Origin of the sequence: Staphylococcus sp. HMSC063A07 (genome assembly GCF_001836955.1) — a bacterium.
Classification (GTDB): domain Bacteria; phylum Bacillota; class Bacilli; order Staphylococcales; family Staphylococcaceae; genus Staphylococcus; species Staphylococcus lugdunensis.
Map to the genome: position 1 here is coordinate 85725 of NZ_KV830924.1, position 23765 is coordinate 109489.

Genomic DNA, 23765 nt, shown 5'->3' on the forward strand with positions numbered 1-23765 from the left:
TGATGAATTACCTAGACAGCTTGTATTGGATACATGAACGTACTAAATTTGGTATCAAACCTGGCGTCAAACGTATGGAATGGATGCTTGCACAATTTAATAATCCTCAGCATAATATAAGAGGTATTCATGTTGGTGGTACAAATGGCAAAGGTTCAACAGTAGCGTATATTCGTTCTGCCTTAGCCAGTAATGGTTATGAAGTCGGTACATTTACATCACCATTTATAGAATCATTTAATGAGCGTATCAGTCTAAATGGCGTACCAATTTCAGACGATGAAATTGTCGCTTTAGTAGAACGCGTTAAACCAATTAGTGAAGCAATGGATAGAGATACTGATTTAGGCGTTGCAACTGAGTTTGAAATAATTACGACGATGATGTTTCTATACTTTGGTGAAATACATCCTGTGGATTTTGTAGTTATTGAAGCAGGTTTGGGTATTAAAAATGATTCTACGAACGTCTTTAATCCCATTATATCGATATTAACTAGTATTGGATTAGATCATACCGATATTTTAGGTAATACGTATTTAGATATTGCCAAAGATAAAGGTGCTATTATTAAACCCAACATCCCAGTCATTTATGCTGTGAAAAATGATGAAGCATTAAAATATATACGTGACCTTGCAGTTAGTGAGAATGCAAAGCCCATTGAATTAGAACGTGAAATCATTATTGTGTCTGAAGATGATGAGTTTACGTATCGCTATAAATCGTATGAATTAGAGACGATTATCTTAAACATGCTTGGAGAACATCAAAAAGAAAATGCAGCACTAGCAATTACAGCGTTAATTGAGTTAAATGAAGCAGGTCTTATTGAGTTAGACTTCAACAAAATGATTGATGCGATTGAATCAGTGACTTGGACTGGAAGAATAGAACAGGTTAAAGAAGAACCATTGATGATTATTGATGGTGCACATAATAATGAGAGTATTGAGGCACTTATCGAAACTGTTAAAACTTATTATAATAAAGAAAAGATGGATATTTTGTTCTCGGCAATTAAGGGTAAACCAATTGCCAGTATGATGAATAAGTTAAAAGAAATTGCTGATGTCTTTTATTTTACTGAGTTTGATTTTCCAAAAGCAATAACAGCAGATGAGTTTAAAGATTTGATTCAAGATATAACTGTTGAGTATATTCAAGATTATCATTCATTTATAAACAATTATTCTGGAAAAGGATTATTAATCACCGGAAGTTTATATTTTATAAGCGAAGTAAAAGATAATGTAGAGTTTGTTGAAATTGACAAATAATGAATAGATGCAAAGTATGCTTGATATTTAAGCGGCAGATATTTTAAATCTGCTGCTTTTTTTATGTTTAATTTCATTAAATAAATAGTTGTAAAATATTTATCTTTTAATATTGCTTATAATATTTACAATTGGAACGGAGCTCCTTATAATTTTTGTAAGGAGGTTGATATGTGGTTATCATATGCTATTTATACAGTGTTCTTTTTAGTTATTTATATCAATTGAATGGTGTCGAACGTATATCATTTTGTATTTTAAAAGCACGTTCAACTTGTGATTATTGTCACCAAAAATTACCGTGGTATTCCTTATTACCAATAGTTAGTTTTTTATTTTTAAAAGGACGAGCGCTTTGTTGTCATCACAAATTAAATAAGTATTATCTTATAGGAGAGCTAATTGCTTTTATTATTCCTACTATGAGCTTAATTTGGGACATTGACATAAATCCAACGATTTTTTCGTTCGTCTTCTTGTTTCTCCTAGTTATGGCAATTTATGATATAGAAACTAAATACTTAAATTTACAATTTTTCGCTTTATTTGTTATATGTCTATTGTTTATTTCCCACTTTTATCTCATTAACTTTATTATTTATACTTTAGTAAGTCATGCAATTTATTTATTTGTTCATAACTCGCTTGGTTATGGCGATATAATTTTAATTTCATTTTTATCACTTATTTTCCCACAATCGTTTATGCTTTACTTTATATTTATCACAATATTATTAGCTACGCTATATAGTCTTTTTTTAATTGTTAAATATAAGACGAAAAGAATGCAAATACCGCTTATTCCATTTGTTTTTATCTCATTTATTTTAAATGCATTTTGTTTTAAAATGCTTAAGTTTTACGTTGAAGGAATGATGTTATGAAAATTAAAGATATGGTTACTTCTGAAAAACCTCGCGAACGTCTACTACATTATGGAGAGAAAAGCTTATCTAACACAGAATTATTAGCAATTTTAATTAACACAGGACGCAAAGGCAGTTCGAGTATTGAGATTGCCAATGAAATTATGTTTGGAAAACATCAACTAAAAGAATTAAAATGTATGACCATTCATCAATTAACTCAAATTAAAGGGATTGGCTTACATAAGGCAGTTATATTAAAAGCCGCATTTGAACTAGGAGAAAGGATGAATGCGACACATTTAAGTGAGAAGGTTAAGATTAAATCTCCTGAAGATGTGGCAAATCTAATGACATCTAAACTCAAAGACTTAGAACAGGAACACTTTGTAGCGTTATTTTTAGATACAAAGAATATCGTTATTAAAGAACATACAATTTTTGTTGGCACATTAAATTCAACCATTATACATCCACGTGAAATATTTGCGGCAGCGTTGCGTTATACATCTAATTCATTAATTGTCGTTCATAATCATCCATCTGGAGATGTAACACCATCATCGGAAGATATTGCAACTACAATACGTTTAAAAGAATGTGGAGATATTTTAGGAATATCTTTACTAGATCATATTATCATTGGTAATAATAAATTTACTAGTTTATGTGATGAAGGATATATAGAATAATATGTAAAGCATTTTCGCAATTGATTAATTGAAGAAAGTGATATGCATGATTTGTGCTCTAAAAACTAAAACAAGCATACTAACAATATGCTAGTATGCCATGCTAAATCGTGACTAAATGACAATCAAATTGAAGCGTGCAAACATAATATGACAACTTGTATGTTTACATTAAGAAATGTTGCTCAAAGTTAAATCTATCAAAACTTGTGAAATTATATAGTTAACAACTTGCAGGTGCGTTACCTCTAATTTTTATATTAAAAATGGAAATATCCAGTCAAGCCTTGATAATTTTCATAAACCCATAAAATGCCTTGGTATGCAAGGTAAAGGCAAAGAACTACAAGCGCCGCTGATATTAAAAATCTCAATATTGAAAATCCCACTCTAAATAATAAAATTGCTAATAAAACAATCAAGATAATAGTGAGAATACTCATTAGCGGTCATCCTTTCTAATATTCGTTTACTACGTCTTATTATATTCTTAAATTTAATAATACGCATCAGTCCTAAGATTAAAGCTTGACTCGTACTTAAGACTGATGCATCGATATCCTAATTCTATTATAATACTCTAAATGATCACTAGGAAGGGGAAACTGTATGCATTTCATTCTGAGTACTATAAAAAACATTATTGCCATAGTTATCATCATGATGATTGTATATATCGCCCTTAGATACGCACCTTTTTTACGAGATCAAGAATGGAACCCGGTTAGTTCAATATCTGAAACATCAGACATTAATAATTTAAATTCAGTTCCCGAGACACAATACAATCAACAAAACGAACCATATACAATTGAAGATAATGATTTAATTCAAAACATACCTAAAAGTCAGATAAAAAATGTTTTTAAAATCATAGATAAACAAGAATTTATGGCTGTATCTGGTTTAAGACGAATGGGTTATAACGATGATTATATAGCAGGCCAACGTGATGATCATTTCATAATTTATAAATTAGGGTCTGATAAGATAAAGGTATTTAATACTGAAATTGAGATGGAACAAGAATTGATAAGGCTTAAACAACATATTCCACTTAAAGAATTAAACGCATATTGACTTTATCACTCTCATTTGAAATCATACTGTAAATACGTTAGCCTTGAAGTATAGTAAATAAAAAGGATTGGTGATTTTATGACACAACAACAATCTAAAGCCAAACAAGCTAATGAACAAGCAAAGGCCCAGAATCTTTTTGCAAAGTGGCGAAAAGAAGAAACACTATATAAAGAAGATGAAAAGAACGCAACTAAAGAAGAAAAATAATCAATCAAAAGTATAGCAATTTCCAATGAAAATATTGATAGAAGTGCTGTTGGTGATTTAATCATCAGCAGTTTTTTTATTGATACTATTCATCTGAAGATCACTTTTATTATCTAATAAAAGTTAGTGCTTTATTTAAAGACTAGAGTAATATAAAATAGAAAAGGATAATGAAGTTTAATAGAGGTGTTCCTTTTGCTAAAGTTTTTTAAAAATAACAAGCTGATTGTTGTTTTTTGCGCTATCATTGTTTTTATTGCGCTTATAGGTTTATCTATTCGGTCTTCAACTCAATCGCCTCCTGAACAATTTATAGGGGATACAGTATCTACTGGTCAAAGAATCATTAGTTATCCTGTCAATTTTGTCGCTGGAGAGATCGGGAATTTTTTCAATTCTGGAGATTCAAAAGATAATAAAGCTAAAATAAAGCAATTAGAAGCTGAAAATGAACAGTTAAAAGCAGATAATAAGAAATACAAAAAAGAACTAGATATCAAAGATATTTCAAAGTATGAGCCAATTTCAAGCACTGTGATTGCGCGTAACCCAGATCAATGGATGAACACAGTCATCATAGATAAAGGTGCTAAATCTGGCATACAAAATAATATGGCAGTGATGACATCACAAGGTCTTGTTGGAAGAGTTACGAAGGTAAATCAATTTTCTGCACAGGTTGATTTAATCTCGACAAACGCACGAACTGGTAAACTTTCGGTTAATATTCAACATGGTGATAAGAAAGTGTTTGGATTAATTGATCGTTATGATAGTAAGAAACAAGAACTAATAATTAGTGAAGTCAATAATAAAAACAAAATTTCTGCAGGAGACAAGGTGGTTACAAGCGGATTAGGTGATCAACTACCAAGTAATTTATATGTCGGAGAAGTGACGCAAGTTGAAAATGACCAATATGGTCTAGCAAAAGAATTGAGAGTTAAAACAGCAGCAGATTTAGGAGATTTAAATCACGTTTATATTGCGAAAAGAGATCCAAAAACGCTTCCCGATGATGAAAGCAGGGATGAATAATGCGATCATTTTTATATCTGTTCTTTGGAATTGTGCTTTTTTATATCGACATTACAATTGGACTAATCATACCATTTAATATAGGCAATCACGCTGTTAAATTCGTGCCACAACTAACTTTAATGTATTTGCTAATGCTGACAGTCTATAGAAATTTTGGGATTTCTTTAATTTTAGGTACGTTTTTGGGAATAATGACCGATATTTATATTGGAAGTCTGTATGGTATTTATATGTTTGGGTATATTCTACTTATTTTTATTATTGATAAATTTTTCAAAGTATTTTATCGTGATTACATCATGATTTTCTTCGTCATCATATGTGCAACATTAGTATTTCAAATGTATGCAGCACTGATATATGGTGCAGTAGGTTTTATTGAGTTTGACATATGGGATTTTATCTTATTGAGATTATTACCTACATTTATTCTCAATTTAATACTATTAATTATTATGTTCCCAATTTGCTATAAATATCTCAAAAATTAATTTCAAAGATTGACAGTACAAGGTACTAATGGTAAGATGCAGTAGTTGAGTAGTTTTATAGCTACATACAACCGCTCAAATATGGGTTTAAGTACTATTCAATTTGCAATAGTCACCTATGTATGGCGTGACTTATAAATATAGGAGGTGCAAAGTATGTTTGCTATTATTGAAACAGGTGGAAAACAAATCAAAGTTGAAGAAGGTCAAGAAATCTACGTTGAAAAATTAGACGTAGCAGAAGGCGAAACTTTTACTTTTGATAAAGTATTATTTGTAGGTGGAGATTCTGTAAAAGTTGGTGCGCCAACAGTTGAAGGTGCAACAGTATCTGCTACAGTTAATAAACAAGGCCGTGGTAAAAAAATCACAGTATTCACTTATAAACGTCGTAAAGACTCAAAACGTAAAAAAGGCCATCGTCAACCATATACTAAATTAACTGTTGATAAAATCAACGCTTAATTAATATGATAACTGTTGATATTACAGTAAATGATGAAGGCAAGGTAACTGATGTTATCATGGATGGTCATGCTGATTATGGCGATTATGGTCATGATATCGTATGTGCTGGTGCCTCAGCAGTTCTGTTTGGCAGCGTAAATGCTATTATGGGTTTGACTTCAGAGAAGCCAGATATCGATTATGATGATGACGGTGGTCATTTCCATATTAGAAGTGTGAATCTTGATAATGATGACGCGCAACTGATTCTTCAAGCAATGTTAGTTTCTTTACAAACGATTGAAGACGAATATAATGAAAATATCAGATTAAATTATAAGTGAGGTGTATCCCGATGTTGAAATTAAACTTACAATTCTTCGCATCTAAAAAAGGGGTAAGTTCTACAAAAAACGGACGAGACTCTGAATCTAAAAGATTAGGTGCTAAACGTGCGGATGGTCAATTTGTAACAGGTGGCTCTATTCTATTCCGTCAACGTGGTACTAAAATCTATCCTGGTGAAAATGTAGGTCGTGGTGGCGATGATACATTATTCGCTAAAATCGACGGCGTTGTTCGTTTTGAACGTAAAGGTCGTGACAAAAAACAAGTTTCTGTTTATGCAGTTGCTGAATAATTGTCAAAGGAACACCAGAAGTACATACTTCTGGTGTTTTATTTTTGCGTAAATCATAATAAATCGCCTATTAAAGTAAACTTCTACTACAAAGAAGTTGATTGTAAATTATAACACTTATGATTTATTAGCAATATAGTTAATGATATAATTCAAGATAATGATTACATGTAAAAGAGGTGAGATATATGTTTGTCGATCAAGTAAAAATATCTCTTAAAGCAGGTGATGGCGGTAATGGAATCACTGCTTATCGTAGAGAGAAATATGTTCCATTTGGAGGACCAGCAGGTGGTGATGGTGGTAAAGGCGCTTCTGTTATTTTTGAAGTAGATGAAGGATTAAGAACTTTACTAGATTTTAGATACCAACGTCATTTTAAAGCTAAAAAAGGAGAAAATGGACAAAGCAGTAATATGCATGGGCGTAATGCTGAAGATTTAATTCTAAAAGTACCACCTGGAACGATTATCAAAAATGTAGAAACTGAAGAAGTGTTAGCCGACCTTGTGGAAGATGGTCAGCGTGCAGTAGTAGCTCATGGTGGACGCGGAGGTCGAGGAAATTCTAGATTCGCTACACCTAGAAACCCTGCACCTGATTTTAGTGAAAATGGTGAGCCAGGTGAAGAGTTAGATGTCACTCTAGAGTTAAAGTTATTAGCCGATGTGGGATTGGTTGGATTTCCAAGTGTGGGTAAATCAACATTATTATCGATCGTATCTAAAGCGAAGCCCAAAATTGGGGCATATCACTTTACAACTATCAAGCCAAACTTAGGTGTGGTATCAACGCCTGATCAACGAAGTTTTGTTATGGCAGATTTACCTGGTTTGATTGAAGGTGCATCCGATGGAGTAGGATTAGGACATCAATTTTTACGTCATGTTGAGCGAACGAAAGTTATTGTGCATATGATAGATATGAGTGGTTCAGAAGGTAGAGATCCTTTTAATGATTATCACGTCATCAATCAAGAATTAATTAATTATCAACAACGTTTAGAAGAACGGCCACAAATTATTGTTGCTAATAAAATGGATGTTCCAGGCGCGCAAGACAATTTACAGAAATTTGAGGGTAGTATAGCTGCTGATATCATGGTAATACCAGTGTCTACTATTACTAGAGATAATATTGATACTTTACTTTATGCTATTGCAGATAAATTAGAAGAAGTTAAAGATATAGACTTCTCAGTCGAAAAAGATGAAGAGATTGGTGTAAATCGAGTATTATATAAACATACGCCATCTCAAGATAAATTTACGATTTCTAGAGACGATGATGGCGCTTATGTTGTAAGTGGAAATGCTATTGAAAGAATGTTCAAAATGACAGATTTCAACAGTGATCCAGCTGTACGTCGTTTTGCTCGTCAAATGCGTTCAATGGGTATTGATGATGCATTAAGAGCACGTGGATGCGCTAATGGTGATATAGTAAGAATTCTAGGCGGAGAATTTGAATTTATAGAATAGGAGGCAGTTAAATGGACAAGAAAGAATACCATAAGTTTTATTTAATACGAGAGGATGTACTTCCTGAATCTGTCATTAAAACTTTGAAGATTAAAGATGCTTTAAAAGAAAATTCTAAGCTGTCCATTTATGATGCTGTACAACGTTTTGATTTGTCACGCAGTGCTTTTTATAAATACAGAGATACCATTTTTCCTGTTGATGAAAAAATGCTAGAACATAGAGAATTCACGTTAATACTCTATGTTAATGATGTGGTAGGTACTCTAGCAACGGTACTTCACACAATTTCTCAACTACAGTTATCTGTTTTAACAATCCATCAAAGCGTGCCTATTAATGAAGAAGCGACTATCACATTGTCACTTAATGCACAATATACAGAACTTACAATAGACGAAGTGATTCTAGCGTTGCGGTCAATTGACCATGTATTTAAAGTAGATTTAATCAGTATGAGCATGTAAGGATGGTAGATGATGTACGCATATATTAAAGGGCAATTAACTCAGCTATTCCCAACCCATGTAGTGGTTGAAACACAAGGTATCGGTTATGAAATACAAACACCAAATTCATATCGGTTCCAACAATTTTATAATCAAGCAGTAACGATTTACACATCACTGATTGTTAGAGAGGATGCTCAGTTACTTTATGGTTTTATTAATGAAGAAGAAAAGGAAATGTTTCTAAATCTGATTAAAGTTACAGGAATTGGACCTAAATCAGCATTAGCTATCTTGGCTACGAGCACACCTAATGAGGTTAAACGTGCAATTGAGGATGAAAATGACGCATATCTAACTAAATTTCCTGGTATTGGAAAGAAAACTGCGCGTCAAATCATACTTGATTTAAAAGGAAAAGTTAATTATACAGAAGCATCATCTAATGATTCAATCCATATAGATGATATATCTAGTACCTCTCAGAAAGATAATTATATTGCGGAAGCCTTATTAGCGTTAGAAGCTTTAGGTTATTCAAAGCGTGAAATTTCAAAAGTCGAAAAAACGCTACAACAGCAAGTAGTAACGTCAGTTGATGAAGCGGTTAAGATAGGTTTACAATCCTTAATTTCCTAATGTTTAATAATAATTTCTAAAAGAAAGGGGGGTCAAACTGTGGACGATAGAATGGTTGACCAATCATTTCACCAAGAAGATTCTGCATTTGAATATTCATTAAGACCAACATATTTAAAGCAATATATAGGTCAAACAACGATTAAAAGTAACTTAGAAGTATTTATTCAAGCCGCAAAATTAAGAGAAGAACCTTTAGACCATGTATTATTGTTCGGTCCCCCTGGTCTTGGTAAGACAACATTATCAAATATTATTGCAAATGAGATGGAAGTTAATATTAGAACTGTATCTGGTCCTTCTCTCGAGCGACCTGGAGATTTAGCTGCAATTTTATCTGGATTACAACCTGGGGATGTCTTATTTATAGATGAAATTCACCGTCTGAGTAGTGTAGTTGAAGAAGTTTTATATCCAGCAATGGAAGATTTTTTCCTAGATATCATCATTGGTAAAGGTGATGAAGCACGAAGCATTCGTATTGATTTACCTCCGTTTACATTAATAGGTGCAACGACAAGAGCCGGTAGTTTAACAGGACCTTTAAGAGACCGTTTTGGCGTGCATTTGCGTTTAGAATACTATAATGAACACGAATTAAAAGAAATAATTATTCGTACAGCAGATGTTTTAGGTACTTCTATTGATGATGAAAGTGCAGTTGAATTAGCTAAACGTTCTAGAGGTACACCAAGAGTAGCAAATCGTCTATTGAAGCGAGTTAGAGATTTTCAGCAAGTTAATGGTGATGATCAAATATATATAGAAACGACTAAGAAAGCTTTAAAGTTGCTACAAGTTGATGAGCAAGGTTTAGATTATATTGATCATAAAATGATGAATTGCATCATTAACCAGTATCAAGGTGGACCAGTTGGCTTAGATACTATTGCCGTATCTATTGGAGAAGAAAGAGTAACGATTGAAGACGTCTATGAACCTTTTTTAATTCAGAAAGGATTTATCGAACGTACCCCTAGAGGTCGTAAAGCAACTGCATTTGCTTATGAACACTTTATGAAATCGAAAGAGAAGAGGGAGTAAATTTGAATATTGAGGATTTTGACTATCATTTACCAGAATCTTTAATTGCACAAACACCTTTAAAAAATAGAGATCAAAGTCGCCTATTAGTATTAAATAAAGAAACAGGCGATATGAAACACCAACATTTTAAAGATGTCATTAATTATTTGAATCCTGGAGATACTTTAGTTCTGAATGATACACGCGTGATGCCTGCACGTTTATTCGGAGTTAAAGAAGAGACGGGTGCTAAAGTAGAAATGTTAATGCTAACTCAAATCGAAAATAACGATTGGGAAGTTTTACTTAAACCAGCCAAAAGAATCAAAGTAGGTAACCAACTGTCGTTTGGTGAAGGGAAAATAATAGCAGAATGTATTAAAGAATTAGACCAAGGTGGCAGAATCATGCGATTGCATTATGAAGGAATATTGCAGGAAAGGCTAGACGAGTTAGGTGAAATGCCTTTACCACCATATATAAAAGCGCGTTTAGACGATCCAGATCGATATCAAACTGTTTATGCTAAAGAGAATGGTTCAGCCGCTGCGCCCACTGCTGGACTACATTTCACTGATAATTTATTGAAAGATATTAAAGCTAAAGGTGTTAATATAGCTTTTATCACACTGCATGTTGGTTTAGGAACATTTAGGCCCGTGAGTGTAGAAAATATCAATGAACATGAGATGCATAGCGAATATTACCAAATGACCGAAAATACAGCAAAGTTATTGAACAATACAAAGTTACAAGGTCATCGAATCATTGCAGTAGGTACAACGTCGACACGAACTTTAGAAACGATTCGTCGAGATCATTCACAATTCATTGCTACGAGTGGATGGACAGATATATTTATTTATCCTGGTTTTGAGTTTAAAGCCATTGACGCACTTATTACTAACTTTCATCTGCCTAAGTCAACATTAGTCATGCTTGTGTCAGCATTTAGTAGTAGACAATTTATCTTAACGGCATACCGTAAAGCTGTAGAATTAGAATATCGATTCTTTAGTTTTGGTGATGCAATGTTAATTATTTAAGGAATGTGAGGTTTAATTATGCCAGCAGTAACATATGAACATATCAAGACTTGTAAACAATCTGGCGCGCGTTTAGGAATTGTTCACACGCCACATGGCTCGTTTGAAACACCAATGTTTATGCCTGTGGGGACAAAGGCGACAGTTAAAACTATGAGTCCTGAAGAATTAACAGATATAGAAGCTAAAATTATATTAGGTAATACCTATCATTTGTGGTTACAACCTGGAAATGATATTATCAAACAGGCTGGGGGCTTACATAAGTTCATGAATTGGAATGGTCCTATCTTAACTGATTCAGGTGGCTTTCAAGTTTTTAGTTTAAGTAATTTACGTAAGATTTCAGAAGAAGGTGTTGAGTTTCGACATCATACGAATGGCTCGAAACTCTTTTTAAGTCCGGAAAAATCCATGGAAATTCAAAATGATTTAGGGTCTGACATTATGATGGCCTTTGATGAATGTCCACCGATGCCTTCAGAATATAAATACGTAAAAGATTCAATTGAACGAACTTCTCGGTGGGCAGAACGTTGTTTAAAAGCACATAAACGACCTGATGATCAAGCATTATTTGGCATTATTCAAGGTGGAGAGTATAAAGATTTACGTGAACAAAGCGCTAAAGAACTTGTCGCATTAGATTTTCCTGGATATGCGATTGGTGGTTTATCTGTAGGCGAACCCAAACCTGTCATGTATAATATGGTGAAACACACAGAACAGTTTATGCCAAAAGATAAACCTAGATATTTGATGGGCGTAGGCTCACCAGATGCCTTGATTGAGTGTAGTATAAGAGGCATGGATATGTTCGACTGTGTACTACCTACACGTATTGCACGAAATGGCACTTGTATGACATCAATTGGACGTCTTGTAATTAAAAATGCACAATTTGCTAATGATTTCCGTCCACTAGATGAAAATTGTGATTGCTACACATGTAAAAATTATTCCAGAGCATATATCAGACATTTAATTAAAGCAGAGGAAACGTTTGGTATTCGTCTTACTACTATTCATAATCTTCATTTTCTGCTAAAATTAATGGAAGATATTAGACAGGCCATAAGAGAAGATAGACTTTTAGATTTTAAAGAAGCGTTCTTTGAACAATATGGACTTAATGTTGAAAACCCTAAAAATTTTTAAATAAGGAGTAAGTACAGAATGAATTTAACAGCAATTTTAATACCAGTACTTTTTTTACTTGTATTCTACTTTTTAATTATTCGTCCACAACAAAAACGTGCTAAAGAGCACCGTGAAATGGTTAATAGAGTTGAAGCAGGTCAAAAAATCACAACAATTGGCGGTTTGAAAGGAACAGTTAAAGCTGTTGATGAAACAACAGTTGTTATCACTGTTAATGGTCATGGCACTGAAATGACTTTTGAAAAACCTGCAATTAAACAAGTAGATCCATCTTAATCACTGTGAGCCAAGAAGCATTTGTGTTTCTTGGTTTTTTTATGAATGAAGAAGAAATTTTCACATTATAGTTGAATATGTTAATATATATAAGTCTATATATGTCTATAAGGTCCATTTTTAACTTGCGAGCTATCGTTTGTTTGGATTATTCTAGATACATAAGTAAATAATGAGGTGTTTATGTGAAAAAAGGTAGTAGAATAGTTGCATTTATATTACTTATTGTCCTCCTCTTTGCAGGAATGGGGCTTACATATAAGAATGTAATTAAAAATGTTAACCTTGGTTTAGATTTACAAGGTGGTTTCGAAGTCCTTTATCAAGTTAAGCCATTGCAAAAAGGCGATAAAATTGATAAAAAAGCGCTTCAATCAACGGCTCAAACTTTAGAAAATCGTGTCAATGTGCTGGGGGTATCAGAACCACGAATTCAAGTTGAAGATCCAGACAGAATTAGAGTTCAACTTGCAGGCGTTAAAAATCAAAACCAAGCTCGTGACGTATTATCTTCCCAAGCTAATTTAACAATTCGGGATGCGAATGATAATGTTAAACTGACAGGAAAAGATATCGTACAAGGTTCAGCAAAACAAGAATTTAAACAACAAACTAATGAACCTACCGTTACATTTAAATTAAAAGATCGTGATAAGTTTAAAAAGGTAACTGAAGAAATCTCTAAGAAAAAAGAAAATATGATGGTTGTATGGCTTGATTATGAAAAAGGAGATAGTTATCACAAAGAACTTCAGAAAAAGAATGAAAATGATAGAAAATATGTGTCAGCTGCTTCTGTAAATCAACCAATTAATTCTGATAGTGTTGAAATATCTGGTGGTTTCCATGGCCAAGAAGGGGTTAAAAAAGCTAAACAAATTTCAGAATTGCTCAATGCTGGTTCATTACCAGTTAAACTTGACGAGTTGACATCTACATCAGTTGGTGCACAATTCGGGCAAGATGCATTAGATAAAACTATTTTTGCCTCATTTATAGGTATTGCTGTTATTTATCTATTTATGGTTGGTTTCTATAGATTACCAGGTTTTGTAGCAATTATCGCATTAACGACATATATTTATTTAACACTTGTCGCATTTAATTTCATTTCTGGTGTATTAACATTACCTGGTCTAGCTGCGCTTGTTTTAGGCGTAGGTATGGCAGTGGATGCCAATATCATTATGTACGAGCGAATAAAAGATGAATTGCGAATTGGTCGAACGCTTAAGCAAGCTTATACTAAAGCAAATCGAAGTTCGTTCCTTACCATTTTTGATTCAAACTTAACAACAGTTATTGCAGCCGCTGTATTATTCTTCTTTGGTGAAAGTTCGGTTAAAGGTTTTGCGACAATGCTGTTATTAGGGATATTAATGATTTTTGTAACTGCAGTCTTCCTTTCTAGAGGGCTATTATCATTACTGGTATCATCTAATTACTTCAAGAAAAAATTCTGGTTATTTGGTGTTAAGAAAAAACAACGCCATGATATCAATGAAGGTAAAGATGTTCACGATTTGAAAACATCTTTCGAAAGATGGAACTTTGTAAAACTAGCCAAACCGTTAATTGGTTTGAGTATTCTTATCTTAATCGTTGGTATTGTTATTCTAAGTATTTTCAAACTGAATTTAGGTATTGACTTCTCAAGTGGTTCTCGTGTTGATGTTGAATCGAATCATTCACTATCACAAGCTAAAGTTGAGAAGACAATGAAAGATGTTGGCTTAAAAGCCGATGAAATACAAATTAATGGTGATGGTAAAAAGCAAGCAACTATTATGTTTAAACATGATTTAGCTAAAAAAGACATTGCCAAATTAAATGATAAATTTAAAAATGAATTTGGACATAGTCCTTCTGTAAATACAGTGTCACCTGTCATAGGTCAAGAGTTAGCTAAAAATGCTTTGAAGGCTTTAATATATGCTTCAATCGGTATTATCATTTATGTATCATTGCGTTTTGAATGGCGAATGGGATTGTCCTCAGTACTCGCATTATTGCATGATGCATTTATGATTGTGGCAGTCTTTAGTTTATTCCGTATTGAAGTAGATATCACGTTTATAGCTGCCGTATTAACAATCATTGGTTATTCCATCAACGATACGATTGTAACGTTTGACCGCGTACGTGAAAACTTGCATAAGCTAAAAGTAATTACGTCGCCAGAACAAATTGACGATATCGTTAACCGATCAATTCGACAAACAATGACACGCTCAATCAATACTGTGCTTACCGTCATAGTTGTTGTAGTTGCCATATTACTATTCGGTGCACCAAGTATCTTTAATTTCTCGTTAGCTTTACTTGTAGGATTAATTTCTGGTGTATTCTCTTCAATCTTTATTGCTGTGCCGCTTTGGGGTATTATGAAAAAACGACAATTGAAAAAATCTGATAAAGGTAAGTTGGTTGTCTATAAAGAGAAAAAATCAAATGACGAAAAAATTCTAGTTTAATCAACTGAAACATCATCGAATCATCTAATTAGTGGTTCGAGGATGTTTTTTATTGCTATATTACTTAAGAACAACAGATTTTTTAAAATGCTTGGCAAAATTATGATTTTCTTTACGCTTTCTACTAACTTTATAAAAAAACGATAGTACTTCTACAAAGAAGATTTTTACAAACATCATAAAACTTAAAAAAATATATGTTGAAGCTTTTTATTTAAGCAGATTTTCGATATAATGGCTTTTGGAAATGAGGAAGGCTTATGATTAAATCAAAATATACTTGGAATCACAATGAACCAACTCAATATATAGATGAACAAATAGCAAAGAAATATAAACTTTCTCCAATTATAAAAAAAGTGTTAGAAAGTAAACATATCGTAAATGAAAAAGATATTGAAGGATTATTGAATGGGCAACAACAATTGCATGAGCCATGGCTATTAAGTGATATGACCAAAGCCATAGAACGCATTAATTTGGCAATTGATAAACACGAGCGCATTTTAATCTATGGTGATTATGACGCAGATGGTGTGACATCAACAACGATTATGGTAAAAACGCTTCAATCTTTAGGAGCAGAAGTAGGTTGGTATATTCCAAATCGTTTTTCTGAAGGTTACGGTCCGAATGAGTTAGCGTTTAAAAATGCTTATGATGAAGGTGTTTCACTTATCATTACAGTTGATAATGGTATTCAAGGATATCGTGAAATTGAAATGATTCAAGAATTAGGCGTAGATGTTATTGTTACAGATCATCACGAAATGGGAAGCACTTTACCAGATGCTTTTGCGATTGTTCACCCTATGCACCCAGAATTCGACTATCCATGTCCGAACCTTTGTGGTGCAGGGGTCGCTTATAAGGTTTCGCAAGCGCTACTAAAAAATAATGTACCGCCATATTATATTGCTCTTGCTTCAATAGGAACCATTGCCGATTTAGTATCGTTAACAGATGAGAATAGAACCATTGTAAAAACGGGGTTATCTATATTAAATGATTATCAGCCTATTCAAATTGCAGCACTATTAAATGAAGCAAACTATAACGATCCCATTGATGAAGAAACAATTGGCTTTATCATCGGCCCGAGATTAAATGCTGTTGGACGATTAGAAGACGCATCATTAGCTGCTGAATTACTTATGACAGAAGATGCTGAAGAAGCAGCATTTTTAGCAGAACAAGTTAATCATTTTAATAACGAACGAAAAGATATTGTATCAAAAATTACAGAAGAGGCTTTGTTACTTGCCAAAGAAGAAGTGGCTAAAGGGCGTCAATTTCTGCTGTTAGCAAAAGAAAATTGGCACGAAGGTGTGTTGGGAATTGTAGCGTCTAGAATTGTAGAAACATATGGATTGCCAACGCTCATTCTTAATATTGATGATGAACAACATTATGCAAAAGGATCAGCTCGTAGCATTGAACAAGTTTCAATGTTTGAAATCTTAAGTGACCATCAAAATTTAATATCTAAATTTGGTGGCCATCATATGGCTGCTGGGATGACAATGCCTATCGAAAACATATCTGAATTGCGAGAAGGCCTAAATGCATGGATGGCAAATTTGGCTCAGACGACATCGTTTGATCAGAAAAAACAAATAGATGTGAAAATTACAGAAGACGAGATTACCGTTAATAACATTTACGATATAGAGCGATTAAAACCATTTGGAATCGACTTTAATAAACCATTATTTGAATTAGATGATGTCAATGTTAATTCATTGAAAGCGATTGGAAAAGATAAGAATCATTTAAAAATGACAATTGGTAACTCTAATTTGGCTACACTTTATTGGAATAGCGGAAGTTTAGTCGATGAGTTAGAGCTGAACCAACCAATTAACATGATAGGTCAGTTACAAATCAATGAATGGAATGGCAATCAATCACCACAATTTATCATTCAGGATATTGCTATCAATCAACAGCAAATTTTGGATTATAGAAGTAAACGGAAACAGCTATCAATCGATTTTCATGACGAGCAATTAGCCATATTAATTCATCCACAAAAAGAAAAATTAGATCATAATTATTATCATTATGGCGAAACTATTGATGAACATGTAAATCGTGTCGTATTACGTGATTTACCCCTTTCATTAGCACATTTATCAGAAAGTATGAATGGTCATCAATTTTCTCAAATATATGTTGTTTTACAACATCAACATTCAATTTATTTCGAAGGTATGCCTGATAAAAAAACATTCAAAGCTTGCTTTAAAATACTGATGTCAAAACAAAAAGTAAATTTAGTCAACGATGGGATGGCATTATCGAAATTTTTGGGGATTCAGCCTAATACATTAAAATTTATGTTAAAAGTTTTTCTTGAACTGGGCTTTATTATAGATAGCAATGGTATAATATCAGTAAATCAAAATCCTAATAAACAGGATATAGAAGCAAGTCAAGTTTATCAAACGAGAAAAGCAAGAATAGAAGTTGAAAAATTAATGCTGTATGATGATTTTCAGCATTTGAAACATTGGATTATCGAGCAAATGGGTTAACTATTAGGAGGAAACAAAGATGGATTTAAAGCAATATGTATCAGAAGTACAAGATTGGCCTAAGGCAGGGGTTAGTTTTAAAGATATTACAACAATCATGGATAATGGAGAAGCATACGGTTATGCAACTGACCAAATTGTTACTTATGCCAAAGAAAGAGAAGTAGATATTGTTGTAGGTCCTGAGGCAAGAGGATTTATTATTGGTTGCCCTGTTGCCTATTCAATGGGTATAGGTTTTGCACCAGTGAGAAAAGAAGGTAAATTACCACGTGAAGTTATTCGTTATGAATATGATTTAGAATATGGCACAAATGTATTGACTATGCATAAAGATGCTATTAAACCAGGACAGCGTGTTCTAATTACAGATGATTTGCTAGCTACAGGTGGAACTATTGAAGCCGCAATAAAGCTTGTCGAAGCGTTAGGCGGAATTGTTGTTGGCATCGCTTTTATTATTGAATTAAAATATTTAAATGGTATAGAGAAAATCAAAGACTATGACGTGATGAGTCTAATTTCATATGATGAATAAGCATAGAAGTTTATTATGAGCATTCTTTGCTCAACCATATTTTAATGGGAGTAGAATACAAAGTACAAATTTGACTTTGTTTCTCTACTCCCATTTATTTATCTTTTATGATGTAGTAAAATAGAGCTATTATTTATAAAAATTCAAACCACTTTATCACAATCTACTAATTTTGGTAGAATGGAAATGTATATACATAAATTTAGAAACAGTTGGGCGAAACGACATATTATATTTTTTAAAAGTAGGGGTGCTTATCGTGAATAACGAATATCCATATAGTGCAGATGAAGTTCTATTTAAAGCCAAATCATATTTATCACCAGATGATTATCAGTATGTACTGAAAAGTTATCACCTTGCATATGAAGCACACCAAGGGCAATTTCGTAAAAATGGGTTACCATATATTATGCACCCAATTCAAGTAGCTGGTATTTTAACTGAAATGCGCCTAGATGGACCAACCATTGTTGCTGGTTTTTTACATGATGTCATAGAGGATACCGCTTATACGTTTGATGATGTCAAAGAGATGTTCAACGAAGAAATTGCACGTATTGTTGATGGTGTAACTAAACTTAAAAAGGTCAAATACCGTTCTAAAGAAGAACAACAAGCTGAAAATCACCGTAAACTATTTATAGCCATAGCTAAAGACGTACGAGTTATTTTAGTAAAATTAGCTGACAGATTACATAATATGCGTACATTAAAAGCGATGCCAAGAGACAAACAAATCAGAATATCTAAAGAAACACTTGAAATTTACGCGCCTCTTGCAGATCGTTTAGGGATTAATACGATAAAATGGGAGCTTGAAGATACGGCCTTAAGATATATTGATAGTGTTCAGTATTTCCGCATTGTCAATCTCATGAAAAAGAAACGCAGTGAACGAGAGGCTTATATTAAAAATGCTATTGATATGATTGATGCTGAAATGATAAAAATGAAAATTAAGGGCGAAATTAACGGTAGACCAAAGCACATATATAGTATTTATCGTAAAATGATGAAGCAAAAAAAACAATTTGATCAAATCTTTGATTTATTAGCAATACGTGTAATTGTTAATTCAATTAATGATTGCTATGCAATTCTAGGTCTCGTTCATACTTTATGGAAACCAATGCCAGGGCGTTTCAAAGACTATATTGCAATGCCTAAACAAAACATGTATCAATCTCTACATACTACTGTAGTTGGTCCTAACGGAGATCCACTAGAAATACAAATTCGAACCTATGAAATGCATGAAATTGCAGAACACGGTGTTGCTGCACACTGGGCATATAAAGAAGGAAAGACTGTTGACGAGAAAACACAGGATTTTCAAAATAAATTAAATTGGTTAAAAGAGCTTGCTGAAGCGGATCATACCTCTAATGATGCACAAGAATTTATGGAATCACTTAAGTACGACTTACAAAGTGACAAAGTCTATGCATTTACACCTGCCAGCGATGTTATCGAATTGCCATATGGCGCCGTACCAATTGATTTTGCTTATGCAATTCATAGTGAAGTTGGAAATAAAATGATAGGTGCCAAAGCCAATGGCAAAATCGTTCCCATCGATTATGTAATACAAACCGGCGATATCATTGAAATAAGAACAAGTAAACATTCATATGGTCCTAGTCGTGATTGGCTTAAAATCGTTAAATCTTCAAGTGCTAAAAGTAAAATCAAAAGTTTCTTTAAAAAACAAGATCGCTCTTCAAACATTGAAAAAGGTAAGTTTATGGTAGAAGCTGAAATTAAAGAACAAGGATTTCGAACAGAAGATATTTTAACAGAAAAAAATATTGCAATTGTTAATGAAAAATATAATTTTGCAAATGAAGAAGATTTATATGCGGCTGTGGGTTTTGGTGGCGTGACTGCCCTTCAAATCGTCAATAAATTGACTGAAAAACAACGTATTTTGGATAAGCAAAAGGCATTAAATCAAGCGCAAGAAGTCACTAAGACATTACCAATTAAAGAAGACATTATTACTGATAGTGGCGTTTATGTCGAAGGAATTGAAAATGTACTTATAAAGTTATCAAAATGCTGTAATCCAATCCCAGGAGATGATATTGTAGGTTATATCACAAAAGGCCACGGTATCAAAGTCCACCGTACAGACTGTCCAAACATCAAAAATGAACATGAGCGTCTGATTCACGTAGAATGGGTGAAATCAAAAGATGCTACACAGCGTTACCAAGTTGATTTAGAAGTAAATGCCTATGATAGAAATGGCTTGCTAAATGAAGTGCTACAAGCCGTAAATTCAACAAATGGTAGCTTGATAAAGGTAGCGGGACGTTCTGATGTGGATAAAAATGCCATTATTAATTTAAGCGTTATGGTAAAAAATGTAAATGAAGTATATCGAGTAGTCGATAAAATCAAATCCCTTGGTGATGTATATACTGTAACTAGAGTATGGAATTAATGGAGGCGCATATCTATGAGAATTGTGTTACAACGTGTAAAACGTGCAAGTGTCAAAAATAATAATATTCACCATTCTATAAAACAAGGCTACTGTTTGTTAGTAGGCTTTGGTAAATCATCTACAGAACAAGAGATTGAAACTTTGGCAAAGAAAATCGTTAATGCAAGATTATTTGAAGATGATGCAGGAAAATTAAATTTAAATCTTCAACAAGTTGAAGGTGAAATTTTGTCGATTTCACAATTTACCTTATTCGCCGATGTTAAAAAAGGAAATCGTCCTGGCTTTTCAAACTCGATGCCTCCGGATGAAGCAAATCAACTTTATGAAAAATTTAATAAAGCGTTAAATGATTATGGTATTAATGTTCAAACTGGAGAATTTGGTACTGATATGGAAGTAGAAATTATTAATGATGGACCTGTAACAATTATATATGAAAGTCAGGATGGCAAAATTTTATGAATAAAATACAATCCTGGCTATCAAAATATAAAATAAAAAATAAGCCCACTATGATTGCATTGATTTCCTTTATATTATTTTTAATCTTGTTATTTTTATTTTTGAATCATAACGACCAAAAAAGTGATCGTATTACTGTAGTTGAAAACTCAGAATTAAGAACCGGTCCTAACGCAGCATATCCCGTTATCGAAAAGGTAGATAAGGGAGAAGGTTTTACAAAGATTAATCAAACAGGCAAATGGATTGAAGTTCAGAATCGGCAAGAAACTAAAAAAGGATGGATTGCAGGCTGGCATACGAGCTTAAATATCAAGAAAGATGTTAGTCAAAGTCAAGAACCATTAAAAGGGAAAACAATTGTACTTGACCCTGGTCATGGTGGTAGTGATCAGGGAGCTTCAAGTAGAACAAACAAAAAAAGCTTAGAAAAAAATTATACACTTAAAAGCGCCTTAGAACTAAAGACCTTACTAGAAAAAGAAGGCGCACATGTTAAAATGACCAGAAGTGATGATGAATACGTAAAACTTGAGGACCGTAAAGCATCAGGTGATATATTTATGAGCATACATAACGATTCTCTTGAAAGTTCTGTGGCAAATGGCGCTACAGTTTATTGGTATAAAGATAGTCAAAGCAAGTTAGCCGAAACGCTGAATGCATCAATCCAAAAAAAGGCATTATTATCTAATAGAGGTGCCAAACAAGAAAATTATCAAGTGTTACGACAATCTAAAATACCGGCAGTGCTCTTAGAACTTGGCTATATTAGTAATCCTACAGATGAAACAATGATTAGAGACCAACATCATCGTCATATTGTACTTGAAGGTGTTGTCGATGGGCTAAAACAATATTTTGCTTCATAAACTTGCAATTTAAGCGAAAAATCGTTAATATTAAATATGAAATTTATAAACAAAACCGGTCATATTCTTGAAAGAATTAATGAAAAGGTAGCAATCATTGCGTAGAGATATAATCCTTGGCTGTAAGATTATACGGAGTAATTAATGTCTTTGAACACAAGAACAGGTGCTTTATGAAAGTAAAGCCGTCATGCGTACGTTACACGTAATGAGTGGATTGAACTGATATATTTCAATCAATTAGGGTGGCAACACGGATATTCGTCCCTTGTATAGTTTTTTACTGTACAAGGGGCGTTTAATTTTTGAAAAAATTAATAGTAGGAGTGGTGATATGATTAAGATTCCTCGTGGTACACAAGATATACTGCCAGAAGAAACTGCTAAATGGCGCTATATTGAAAATAAATTAGCTCAACTTATGAAATTATATAATTATCAAGAAATAAGAACCCCTATTTTTGAAAGTACAGATTTATTTGCACGTGGTGTAGGTGACTCTACTGATGTAGTACAAAAAGAGATGTACACATTTAAAGATAAAGGTAATAGAAGTATTACATTGCGCCCTGAAGGTACAGCAGCAGTTGTAAGATCTTATATCGAAAATAAAATGCAAGGCTTGCCTAATCAACCAGTTAAGTTATATTATAACGGACCAATGTTTAGATACGAACGTAAACAAAAGGGGCGTTATCGTCAATTTACACAATTTGGTGTTGAAGCAATAGGTGCTGAAGATCCAAGTATTGATGCTGAAGTTCTAGCAATGGTAATGCAAATATACCAATCTTTTGGTTTAAAGCATCTTAAATTAGTAATTAATAGCATTGGTGATGCAGAATCAAGAAAAGAATACAATGAAGCGCTAGTAAAACACTTTGAACCAGTTATTGATGATTTTTGTTCTGATTGTCAATCACGTTTACACACGAATCCAATGAGAATATTAGATTGTAAAGTAGACCGTGATAAAAAAGCCATTAAAACTGCACCAAAGATTACTGACTATTTAAATGATGAATCTAAGGCATATTATGAAGCTGTCAAACAATATTTAGATGATTTAAACATACCTTATGTTGAAGATTCAAACCTTGTGCGGGGCTTAGATTACTACACCCACACGGCATTTGAATTAATGATGGATAACCCTAATTATGACGGCGCGATAACAACTTTATGTGGTGGCGGTCGTTATAACGGTTTATTGCAATTATTGGACGGTCCTAATCAAACTGGTATAGGCTTTGCACTAAGTATCGAACGCTTATTATTGGCACTAGAAGAAGAAAATATCGACATCGTTGAAAATGAAACATTAGATTTATTTATTGTTACGATGGGAGAAGCAGCCAATCATTTTGCAGTAAAATTACTTAATGATTGTCGTAAAAATGGCATAAGTGCTGATAAAGATTATTTAAATCGTAAAATTAAGGGTCAAATGAAACAAGCTGATCGTTTGAATGCAACTTATACAATTGTTATTGGCGACCAAGAACTTGATAATCAAATTGTAGAAGTTAAACATATGGAATCAGGCAATTCAGAAACTGTTAAATTTGAGAATTTATTAAGTTATTTTAAATAAGTAAGAGA

25 protein-coding genes and 1 other annotated feature are annotated in these 23765 nt (G+C 33.1%); of the genes, 24 read left to right on the forward strand and 1 reads right to left on the reverse strand.

The annotated features are described in order from the left end of the window. Positions 1 to 2: 2 nt before the first annotated feature. The 3 genes from HMPREF2597_RS06395 (at position 3) to radC (ending at position 2838) form a co-directional block, all read left to right on the forward strand. On the forward strand, positions 3 to 1280 hold the full coding sequence (locus HMPREF2597_RS06395; RefSeq protein ID WP_037553630.1) for a bifunctional folylpolyglutamate synthase/dihydrofolate synthase: 1278 nt from the start codon (positions 3 to 5) through the stop codon (positions 1278 to 1280). 173 nt (positions 1281 to 1453) lie between these two features. Beyond that, entirely contained in the window at positions 1454 to 2164 is a 711-nt protein-coding gene (locus tag HMPREF2597_RS06400; protein WP_002478073.1) for a prepilin peptidase, read from the forward strand. After that, positions 2161 to 2838, forward strand: coding sequence for a RadC family protein (gene radC, locus HMPREF2597_RS06405; RefSeq protein WP_002458912.1), 678 nt, complete (start codon positions 2161 to 2163; stop codon positions 2836 to 2838). The genes HMPREF2597_RS06400 and radC overlap by 4 nt, the downstream gene beginning before the upstream one ends. 260 nt (positions 2839 to 3098) lie before the next feature. On the opposite strand, the gene HMPREF2597_RS12420 is transcribed toward radC, so the two are convergent. Then, positions 3099 to 3281, reverse strand: a complete 183-nt coding sequence (locus tag HMPREF2597_RS12420) for a hypothetical protein (RefSeq protein WP_002458913.1) — start codon at positions 3279 to 3281, stop codon at positions 3099 to 3101. 166 nt (positions 3282 to 3447) lie between these two features. On the opposite strand from HMPREF2597_RS12420, the gene HMPREF2597_RS06410 reads away from it, so the two are divergent. The 21 genes from HMPREF2597_RS06410 to hisS all read left to right on the forward strand — a co-directional run bounded on the left by HMPREF2597_RS06410 (position 3448) and on the right by hisS (position 23757). Next, on the forward strand, positions 3448 to 3918 hold the full coding sequence (locus HMPREF2597_RS06410; RefSeq protein WP_002478074.1) for a DUF4930 family protein: 471 nt from the start codon (positions 3448 to 3450) through the stop codon (positions 3916 to 3918). Positions 3919 to 3996: 78 nt separating this feature from the next. After that, positions 3997 to 4128, forward strand: a complete 132-nt coding sequence (locus tag HMPREF2597_RS12900; RefSeq protein WP_002458915.1) for a hypothetical protein — start codon at positions 3997 to 3999, stop codon at positions 4126 to 4128. 195 nt (positions 4129 to 4323) lie between these two features. Continuing rightward, entirely contained in the window at positions 4324 to 5166 is an 843-nt protein-coding gene (gene mreC / locus HMPREF2597_RS06415; protein ID WP_002478075.1) for a rod shape-determining protein MreC, read from the forward strand. After that, complete coding sequence (gene mreD, locus HMPREF2597_RS06420; RefSeq protein WP_002458917.1) at positions 5166 to 5660, forward strand: rod shape-determining protein MreD; 495 nt, start codon at positions 5166 to 5168, stop codon at positions 5658 to 5660. The genes mreC and mreD overlap by 1 nt, the downstream gene beginning before the upstream one ends. A gap of 59 nt (positions 5661 to 5719) precedes the next feature. Next, positions 5720 to 5803 (forward strand) — a sequence feature (ribosomal protein L21 leader region). A gap of 13 nt (positions 5804 to 5816) precedes the next feature. Beyond that, positions 5817 to 6125, forward strand: coding sequence for a 50S ribosomal protein L21 (gene rplU / locus HMPREF2597_RS06425; protein ID WP_002458918.1), 309 nt, complete (start codon positions 5817 to 5819; stop codon positions 6123 to 6125). 5 nt (positions 6126 to 6130) lie between these two features. After that, a complete protein-coding gene (locus HMPREF2597_RS06430; RefSeq protein ID WP_002458919.1) occupies positions 6131 to 6451 on the forward strand; it encodes a ribosomal-processing cysteine protease Prp in 321 nt (106 codons plus the stop codon). An 11-nt stretch (positions 6452 to 6462) separates the two neighbouring features. After that, complete coding sequence (rpmA, locus tag HMPREF2597_RS06435) at positions 6463 to 6747, forward strand: 50S ribosomal protein L27 (RefSeq protein WP_002458920.1); 285 nt, start codon at positions 6463 to 6465, stop codon at positions 6745 to 6747. 188 nt (positions 6748 to 6935) lie between these two features. Further along, positions 6936 to 8228 carry a GTPase ObgE gene (gene obgE / locus HMPREF2597_RS06440; RefSeq protein WP_070817243.1) on the forward strand — a complete coding sequence of 431 codons (1293 nt, stop codon included), beginning with the start codon at positions 6936 to 6938 and terminating at the stop codon, positions 8226 to 8228. An 11-nt stretch (positions 8229 to 8239) separates the two neighbouring features. After that, positions 8240 to 8695, forward strand: a complete 456-nt coding sequence (locus HMPREF2597_RS06445; RefSeq protein ID WP_002458922.1) for an ACT domain-containing protein — start codon at positions 8240 to 8242, stop codon at positions 8693 to 8695. A 12-nt stretch (positions 8696 to 8707) separates the two neighbouring features. Continuing rightward, positions 8708 to 9316, forward strand: coding sequence for a Holliday junction branch migration protein RuvA (ruvA, locus tag HMPREF2597_RS06450; RefSeq protein ID WP_002492123.1), 609 nt, complete (start codon positions 8708 to 8710; stop codon positions 9314 to 9316). Between the two features lie 39 nt (positions 9317 to 9355). Beyond that, positions 9356 to 10360 carry a Holliday junction branch migration DNA helicase RuvB gene (gene ruvB / locus HMPREF2597_RS06455; protein ID WP_002478078.1) on the forward strand — a complete coding sequence of 335 codons (1005 nt, stop codon included), beginning with the start codon at positions 9356 to 9358 and terminating at the stop codon, positions 10358 to 10360. Positions 10361 to 10362: 2 nt separating this feature from the next. Next, on the forward strand, positions 10363 to 11388 hold the full coding sequence (queA, locus tag HMPREF2597_RS06460) for a tRNA preQ1(34) S-adenosylmethionine ribosyltransferase-isomerase QueA (protein WP_002478079.1): 1026 nt from the start codon (positions 10363 to 10365) through the stop codon (positions 11386 to 11388). Between the two features lie 18 nt (positions 11389 to 11406). Continuing rightward, positions 11407 to 12546 carry a tRNA guanosine(34) transglycosylase Tgt gene (tgt, locus tag HMPREF2597_RS06465; RefSeq protein WP_002478080.1) on the forward strand — a complete coding sequence of 380 codons (1140 nt, stop codon included), beginning with the start codon at positions 11407 to 11409 and terminating at the stop codon, positions 12544 to 12546. A gap of 18 nt (positions 12547 to 12564) precedes the next feature. Next, positions 12565 to 12825 (forward strand): preprotein translocase subunit YajC, encoded by a 261-nt coding sequence (yajC, locus tag HMPREF2597_RS06470; protein ID WP_002458927.1) that lies wholly within the window; start codon positions 12565 to 12567, stop codon positions 12823 to 12825. Positions 12826 to 13010: 185 nt separating this feature from the next. Then, a complete protein-coding gene (secDF, locus tag HMPREF2597_RS06475) occupies positions 13011 to 15299 on the forward strand; it encodes a protein translocase subunit SecDF (protein ID WP_002478081.1) in 2289 nt (762 codons plus the stop codon). A 260-nt stretch (positions 15300 to 15559) separates the two neighbouring features. Then, on the forward strand, positions 15560 to 17836 hold the full coding sequence (gene recJ, locus HMPREF2597_RS06480) for a single-stranded-DNA-specific exonuclease RecJ (protein WP_002478082.1): 2277 nt from the start codon (positions 15560 to 15562) through the stop codon (positions 17834 to 17836). 19 nt (positions 17837 to 17855) lie between these two features. Then, the gene (locus HMPREF2597_RS06485; RefSeq protein WP_002458930.1) at positions 17856 to 18374 is read left to right on the forward strand and encodes an adenine phosphoribosyltransferase; all 519 of its coding nucleotides are present in this window, start codon (positions 17856 to 17858) and stop codon (positions 18372 to 18374) included. A gap of 259 nt (positions 18375 to 18633) precedes the next feature. Continuing rightward, complete coding sequence (locus HMPREF2597_RS06490; protein WP_002478083.1) at positions 18634 to 20823, forward strand: RelA/SpoT family protein; 2190 nt, start codon at positions 18634 to 18636, stop codon at positions 20821 to 20823. A gap of 15 nt (positions 20824 to 20838) precedes the next feature. Next, positions 20839 to 21291, forward strand: coding sequence for a D-aminoacyl-tRNA deacylase (gene dtd, locus HMPREF2597_RS06495; RefSeq protein ID WP_002478084.1), 453 nt, complete (start codon positions 20839 to 20841; stop codon positions 21289 to 21291). Continuing rightward, complete coding sequence (locus HMPREF2597_RS06500; RefSeq protein ID WP_002478085.1) at positions 21288 to 22163, forward strand: N-acetylmuramoyl-L-alanine amidase; 876 nt, start codon at positions 21288 to 21290, stop codon at positions 22161 to 22163. Before dtd ends, HMPREF2597_RS06500 begins: the two co-directional genes overlap by 4 nt. Before the next feature lie 334 nt (positions 22164 to 22497). Beyond that, complete coding sequence (gene hisS / locus HMPREF2597_RS06505) at positions 22498 to 23757, forward strand: histidine--tRNA ligase (RefSeq protein ID WP_002478086.1); 1260 nt, start codon at positions 22498 to 22500, stop codon at positions 23755 to 23757. Positions 23758 to 23765 lie beyond the last annotated feature (8 nt).

What these genes read in the sequence shown, in the direction of transcription:
- tgt (WP_002478080.1), top strand. Translation starts at nt 11,407, where the DNA reads ATGCCAGCAGTAACATATGAACATATCAAGACTTGTAAACAATCTGGC.
- dtd (WP_002478084.1), top strand. Translation starts at nt 20,839, where the DNA reads ATGAGAATTGTGTTACAACGTGTAAAACGTGCAAGTGTCAAAAATAAT.
- yajC (WP_002458927.1), top strand. Translation starts at nt 12,565, where the DNA reads ATGAATTTAACAGCAATTTTAATACCAGTACTTTTTTTACTTGTATTC.
- radC (WP_002458912.1), top strand. Translation starts at nt 2,161, where the DNA reads ATGAAAATTAAAGATATGGTTACTTCTGAAAAACCTCGCGAACGTCTA.
- rpmA (WP_002458920.1), top strand. Translation starts at nt 6,463, where the DNA reads ATGTTGAAATTAAACTTACAATTCTTCGCATCTAAAAAAGGGGTAAGT.
- HMPREF2597_RS06430 (WP_002458919.1), top strand. Translation starts at nt 6,131, where the DNA reads ATGATAACTGTTGATATTACAGTAAATGATGAAGGCAAGGTAACTGAT.
- HMPREF2597_RS06500 (WP_002478085.1), top strand. Translation starts at nt 21,288, where the DNA reads ATGAATAAAATACAATCCTGGCTATCAAAATATAAAATAAAAAATAAG.
- hisS (WP_002478086.1), top strand. Translation starts at nt 22,498, where the DNA reads ATGATTAAGATTCCTCGTGGTACACAAGATATACTGCCAGAAGAAACT.
- ruvA (WP_002492123.1), top strand. Translation starts at nt 8,708, where the DNA reads ATGTACGCATATATTAAAGGGCAATTAACTCAGCTATTCCCAACCCAT.
- HMPREF2597_RS06395 (WP_037553630.1), top strand. Translation starts at nt 3, where the DNA reads ATGAATTACCTAGACAGCTTGTATTGGATACATGAACGTACTAAATTT.
- HMPREF2597_RS06445 (WP_002458922.1), top strand. Translation starts at nt 8,240, where the DNA reads ATGGACAAGAAAGAATACCATAAGTTTTATTTAATACGAGAGGATGTA.
- HMPREF2597_RS12900 (WP_002458915.1), top strand. Translation starts at nt 3,997, where the DNA reads ATGACACAACAACAATCTAAAGCCAAACAAGCTAATGAACAAGCAAAG.
- HMPREF2597_RS06485 (WP_002458930.1), top strand. Translation starts at nt 17,856, where the DNA reads ATGGATTTAAAGCAATATGTATCAGAAGTACAAGATTGGCCTAAGGCA.
- obgE (WP_070817243.1), top strand. Translation starts at nt 6,936, where the DNA reads ATGTTTGTCGATCAAGTAAAAATATCTCTTAAAGCAGGTGATGGCGGT.
- HMPREF2597_RS06410 (WP_002478074.1), top strand. Translation starts at nt 3,448, where the DNA reads ATGCATTTCATTCTGAGTACTATAAAAAACATTATTGCCATAGTTATC.
- mreD (WP_002458917.1), top strand. Translation starts at nt 5,166, where the DNA reads ATGCGATCATTTTTATATCTGTTCTTTGGAATTGTGCTTTTTTATATC.
- HMPREF2597_RS12420 (WP_002458913.1), bottom strand. Translation starts at nt 3,281, where the DNA reads ATGAGTATTCTCACTATTATCTTGATTGTTTTATTAGCAATTTTATTA.
- rplU (WP_002458918.1), top strand. Translation starts at nt 5,817, where the DNA reads ATGTTTGCTATTATTGAAACAGGTGGAAAACAAATCAAAGTTGAAGAA.
- recJ (WP_002478082.1), top strand. Translation starts at nt 15,560, where the DNA reads ATGATTAAATCAAAATATACTTGGAATCACAATGAACCAACTCAATAT.